The following is a 5104-nucleotide window of genomic DNA, read 5'->3' as shown; positions in this document are numbered from 1 at the left end:
GAGCAGACCCCTTGGAATCAACCGACTAGTCGGCCTGTTGTTCCTGCGCCGCAAGGCGAGCGGTGACGGCCTCAACGAGCGCCTTCGCGTGCGGCTCGTCACGGGAGGCCCACCCGCGCATCGCGTCGCACGGCACAACCCGGCCGTCGGCCATCAGGAACGACACGCGTTGGATGCGGCTCGGCTCACGGTCGATGCCCCTGATCTCGTCCCACGGCAGGAACCGGTCACGCCACGAGTTGCGCACGAGTACCCCATCCGACCTCAGGACCACCGCCAGCCGCCAGGTCTGGACCACCATCGCCGCCAGCAGACTGACGAGCAACCCGGTGAGAACGTTCTGGGTCAGCCCGTCCGCGAACTCGTCTATCCGGAACGCCAGGACGAAGTACACGACCACCGAGATGATCACGATGGCGACGCGGGCCGATGGCCTGCGGAAAGTAGTGGGCCCCATGTGCCAAAGCTAGCCCGGTGCGTGTATGGCTCGCCTGGAAACGACGAAAGTCCTCACGTGGAGGGCCTCTCGTCGAACGCGGCTTGGCCAGCGGAGGCACACGGACTCCTCTGACGGCGGGCATGTAGCCGTGCGGTGACTCCAAAGCGCGCCAAATGACGGGACAACCTGGATGGCCGGCCGTGCGTGTCCTCTGCGACGGGCGGGGAGCCCGAGGCGAGAAGGGGGAAGATCATGCGCGGATTCGCGTTGGCGATCGCTGCCGTGCTGGCGGCCATGACGGTGGTGCCGGCGAGTGCCGGTGCCGCTGCTGCTTGTGCGCCGGTGGACTGGGGTTCGGGGCTGAAGACCGTGTTCAACGGGGGCGGTGGAACCGTGACCGACATCCGCTCCGGGCAGCACGAGTGCTTCGACCGGCTGGTGATCGACACCCACCAGGCCGACGGCAGCTACTACGTGACCTACACCGACGAGGTGACCCACGTCGGGTCGGGCAAGCCGGTTCCGCTGCGGGGCGGGGCGAAGTTGTTGGTGGTGGCGTACTCGCCGTCCTACGACGAGAACTTCGACCCGACCTACCAGCCGGCGAACCCGGCCGAAGTCGTCGACGTGACCGGCTACCAGACGTTCCGGCAGGTCGCCTGGGCCGGATCCTGGGAGGGCACCACGGACCTCGGGCTCGGTGTCCGCGCACGCCTGCCGTTCCGGGTGCTCACGCTGACCGACCGCATCGTCGTGGACGTCGCCCACCAGTGGTGAGCCGTGGCGGGATCGCCACCGAGGCGATCCCGCCACCTCGCTGCCGGAGCCGGCGTCATCCGGATTGATCGACCCAGCCGAGCGCCAGGGGCAGCCGGCCGGTTCGGTGTGCGGCGCGCTGTTCGACCACCCACTGTTCGATCTTGTCGACGGACTGGGAGACGGGCTCGCCGGTGGTGTCGACGATGTGGGTGCTCCACCGCGGATCGCCGGCGGTCCAGTCGGTCCAGCGGTGCCAGGCCATGTCCGGGGCACTGCCGCGGGTGATCGCCTCGGGGAGGTGCCGCGGATCTCGGGCGTGTGCGCGATGCCAGGCGGCCCAGCCCAGGAAGGCGTCGACCGCCGAGGTGTCCCACCGGCCGGAGTCGCGGTCGGCGAGCCGGGCGCGGCGGATCTCGTCGTCCACGTCGACCAGGCAGAGCGCGATCCCGTCCACCTCCGGTGCGGAGGGCGCCGCCAGGACCTCGCCCAGTGGGGATTGTCCGGTCAACAGCAGGTCCAGTCCGCGTTCCTGGTACTCGAGTGCGCGGCGCACCCACAGCTCGGTGCTGCGGTGGCGCCAGTGGGGGCCGGGGTCCCGCGGCACACCGATCTCGTCGAAATCGTGGACGACGACACCGCGGATCCGGTCGGCCACGGCGAAGGCGAGCGTGGACTTGCCCGAACAACTCGACCCCGTCAACTTCAGCAGCACGTCGCCAGGGTTGCACGGTCTCGGAACCCGGCACACCCGACTTTCCCGTCTGGAATGCTTGGCCGATGGGGACTCCAGGACCAGAGACGACACATGACTGGACGAGCCAGGTGGACGTCGACCACCTGGCTGGGATCCGCGCAGCCCCAGAGCTGTTCGCCCCCGGCGGGGCGGGACATCTGATTCTCGAGGTGGTCGCCTACGCCGAGGAGGAGGCCGAGGCCAACGGCGGCGGACGTTGCTCGATCACGCTGCACGCCGACGGGTCGGTGACGGTGTCGGACGGCGGGAGGGGCACCGCCACCGTGGTCGACGGGCAGGGACGGGCAGTCAAGAAGCCCGTCATGGTGTCGAGGGATCTCCGGTTCTTCGACGCGCCCGACGCTCCGTGCCTGCCGGACGGCCACCCGCGCCGGGGCATCTCGGTGGTCGCCGCGCTGAGCGAGTGGCTGGTGCACACCAACCGACGTGCCAACGGTTCCTGGACCCAGCGCTACGAGCACGCGCTGCCGGTGACCGATCTCGTCCCGATCGCCGCGGACGGACCCACGGGAACGGAGGTCCACTTCCGTCCGGCCGAGGTTGTCCGCGCGATGGGCGCCGTGCAGGTCGACGAGCTGCTGCGCTGGACGGTGTCGTCGCCACATCTGTCCGTCGAGGTCAACGACCTCCGCACACATGACGGCCATGTCCGCCTTCTCGCAGGCACCAAAGCCTCCGGTGAACCGGCCTACGAGGTCGTCCCGGCCGTGCGAATCTCCGAGACCGAGTACGAGATCCTCGGCAGCCCGGGCCTCGCGACCGGTTGTGCCGCAGGTGATCGCGTCCGCATGTTCGACGACGGCACGTTCGAGATCCTGACCAGAGGTGGCAACGTCTGCGTCGCGATCTACCCCCGCACACCGCCGGACGACAGCGCGTTCGCACACCTGCAGGACGCCTTCGAGAAGCTCGCGGGGCTGGTCGAGGCACCGCACGACAAGCGGTTCATCGTGGTGACGGTGCCTGTTGGCGCCGGGTTCCCGGCGATCCAGTCCGTGGTCGCCGAGTGGACGTCCGGCAACAACGCGGAGTGGTACTACGGCAACGTCTACGACGAGGACGATCGTCCACTCGGCTGGTGGGAGTCCGTTTCCTGAGATCGCGTCGCTTCGATGAGTTCCGGCTCGGTCCGCGGTCTGCAGGTACATGAAGCTCTTGCTCACGTCAGGCGGCGTCACGAACCCGAGCATCCACGCGGCGCTCGTGCGGCTTCTCGGCAAGCCGATCTCCGAGTGCCGCGCGCTCTGCGTCCCGACCGCCCAGTGGGGTCATCCGATGTGCGGTCCGGCCTCGGTGCGGCGGTTCGTGGCCGCCGATCGGCACTTCTCCGGCCTGGGCTGGGCGTCGCTCGGCGTCCTCGAGCTCACCGCGCTGCCCACCATCGGCGCGCAACGGTGGGTGCCCTGGGTCCAAAACACGGACGTGCTCCTGGTCGGCGGCGGTGACGCGACGTACCTGTCCCACTGGATGCGCGAGTCCGGGCTGGCGGACCTGCTGCCGTCGCTGCCCGACCTGGTCTGGGTGGGGGTGAGTGCCGGCAGCATGGTGCTGACGCCCCGGATCGGGGCGGACTTCGTCGAGTGGCCGTCCGCGCCGGACGACCGGACGCTGGGGGTCGTCGACTTCGCGATCTTCCCGCACCTGGACGCCTTTCCCGAGAACACCCTGGCGGACGCGGAGCGGTGGGCCGCGGACATCGGCGTCCCGGCCTACGCCATCGACGAGCAGACGGCCATCAAGGTCGACGGCTCCGTCGAAGTGGTCTCCGAAGGGCGATGGGTGGCATTCGGAACAAGCTCAGGAGATCAGTGAGAGCCTGTTGGCGAATGGTTGCGCGAGGTCGGCGCCTCCATCGAAGCCGGATCAGCTCACCAGCGCGACGAGCTTCGACACCAGCTCCGATGGCAGGGGGCGTGCGGCGTTCTCCGCGCGGAGTCGCTCGCACGCCGCCCTGATCTCCTTGTCCTCCAACAGCTTCGTGAGATGCGAAGCGTCCACAGTGGCGTCTTCGAGCCACAGGCCGATACCAGCGTCGCGGACGAGTGTCGCGTTGTCGAACTGGTCGGCGGCGTGCGGAAGCAGCAACTGCGGCACTCCGGCGGCCAGCGAGGTGAAGGTGCTGCCGGAGCCGCCGTGGTGCACGATCGCGTCGCAGTGCTCCAACAGGGCGTTCAACGGGATCCACTCGACGAGGCGCACGTTCTCCGGCAGTTCGCCCAGTTCCGCGACGTCGGAGTCGCCGAGCGCGAAGATGAATTCCGCGTCGATCTCCTTGGCCGCCTCGACGATCTGGCCCAGCGCGCCGACGGACATCAGGCCGACCGCGGTGCCGAGGGTGACGCACACCCTCGGCCGTTCCCGCTTGGCGAGCAGCCACCCCGGCAGCACCCCGCCCGCGTTGTACGCGACGTAGCGCATCGGCCACCCGATCTGCGGGGTGCCGAGCCCCTCGGTGGCGATGTCGATGATCGCGTCGGCCTCGGTCGGCCGCGTCACGCCATGCCGGTCGTAGGCGTCGGTGTACTTGGCGTACAGCGCGAGCTCGTCGGTCCCGCGCGCCGCACCGAAGTTGTGCTGCACGGCGGGAATTCCGAGCTTCGCGGCGATGAACGGGCCCGCGGAGTCCATCTGCTCGAAGACCACCAGGTCCGGCCGCCAACCCTGGGCGGCGGCGAGCATCCCCTCGGTGAGCCGGTCGCCGAGCGCGGCGAACACCCGAGCGACGAGCTCCATCGCCCGCCGCGGGTCCTCCACGAACAGCTCGTGGATCGAGGCGAAGTCCCCGAACCGCTCGTTCTCCCGCACTGTAGTCCCGAAGAACGTCATCATGTCCAGCCCCGGCGCGGCCTCCACCGCGGGCAGCCCAGCTTGCGCGGCGCGCTCGACGACGTCACCGGTGCTGGCGACCAGCACGTCGTGACCCCCGCTCCGCAGCGCCCAGGCGAGCGGGATCATCGGAAACAGGTGGCCAAGCCCCGGCGATGACGAGAAAAGAACTCGCACGACTTCCTCCCTAGGAGTCTGTTGGCGAATGGTGTGGGTTGGTCGTGAGCGTGAGGGCATGAAGGTGGGGCTTCTGGTAATTGAGATGTACCGAGCCTTTTCCATCTTCATGATCGGGTGCGTTGTTCGAGGGTGAGGATGGCGTGGGC

At 68.9% G+C, this 5104-nt stretch carries 6 protein-coding genes; 3 read left to right on the top strand and 3 right to left on the bottom strand.

Annotated features, from left to right (window positions below):
- Positions 1 to 25: 25 nt before the first annotated feature.
- Positions 26 to 457: a PH domain-containing protein gene (locus UK23_RS47670; protein WP_045318493.1), complete on the bottom strand. Its 432-nt coding sequence runs from the start codon at positions 455 to 457 to the stop codon at positions 26 to 28.
- A 234-nt stretch (positions 458 to 691) separates the two neighbouring features.
- Here UK23_RS47670 and UK23_RS47665 point away from each other — a divergent pair, with 234 nt between their 5' ends.
- The gene (locus UK23_RS47665; protein WP_045318492.1) at positions 692 to 1216 is read left to right on the top strand and encodes an AMIN-like domain-containing (lipo)protein; all 525 of its coding nucleotides are present in this window, start codon (positions 692 to 694) and stop codon (positions 1214 to 1216) included.
- 55 nt (positions 1217 to 1271) lie between these two features.
- Here UK23_RS47665 and UK23_RS47660 read toward each other — a convergent pair whose 3' ends face one another.
- Positions 1272 to 1910 carry a hypothetical protein gene (locus UK23_RS47660; RefSeq protein ID WP_045318491.1) on the bottom strand — a complete coding sequence of 213 codons (639 nt, stop codon included), beginning with the start codon at positions 1908 to 1910 and terminating at the stop codon, positions 1272 to 1274.
- 65 nt (positions 1911 to 1975) lie between these two features.
- Between UK23_RS47660 and UK23_RS51135 the strand changes: the two genes are divergently transcribed.
- Together UK23_RS51135 and UK23_RS47650 are read left to right on the top strand one after the other, a co-directional pair.
- Positions 1976 to 3049, top strand: a complete 1074-nt coding sequence (locus UK23_RS51135) for a DUF4265 domain-containing protein (RefSeq protein ID WP_082115559.1) — start codon at positions 1976 to 1978, stop codon at positions 3047 to 3049.
- 49 nt (positions 3050 to 3098) lie between these two features.
- Positions 3099 to 3764 (top strand): Type 1 glutamine amidotransferase-like domain-containing protein, encoded by a 666-nt coding sequence (locus tag UK23_RS47650; RefSeq protein WP_045318490.1) that lies wholly within the window; start codon positions 3099 to 3101, stop codon positions 3762 to 3764.
- A gap of 51 nt (positions 3765 to 3815) precedes the next feature.
- Here UK23_RS47650 and UK23_RS47645 read toward each other — a convergent pair whose 3' ends face one another.
- On the bottom strand, positions 3816 to 4907 hold the full coding sequence (locus UK23_RS47645; protein WP_156213907.1) for a nucleotide disphospho-sugar-binding domain-containing protein: 1092 nt from the start codon (positions 4905 to 4907) through the stop codon (positions 3816 to 3818).
- Between the last annotated feature and the right edge of the window lie 197 nt (positions 4908 to 5104).

This window comes from Lentzea aerocolonigenes, assembly GCF_000955955.1.
Lineage (GTDB): Bacteria > Actinomycetota > Actinomycetes > Mycobacteriales > Pseudonocardiaceae > Lentzea > Lentzea aerocolonigenes_A.
Note: the sequence above shows the minus strand (reverse complement) of the source record. Positions and strands in the feature narration are given on the sequence as shown.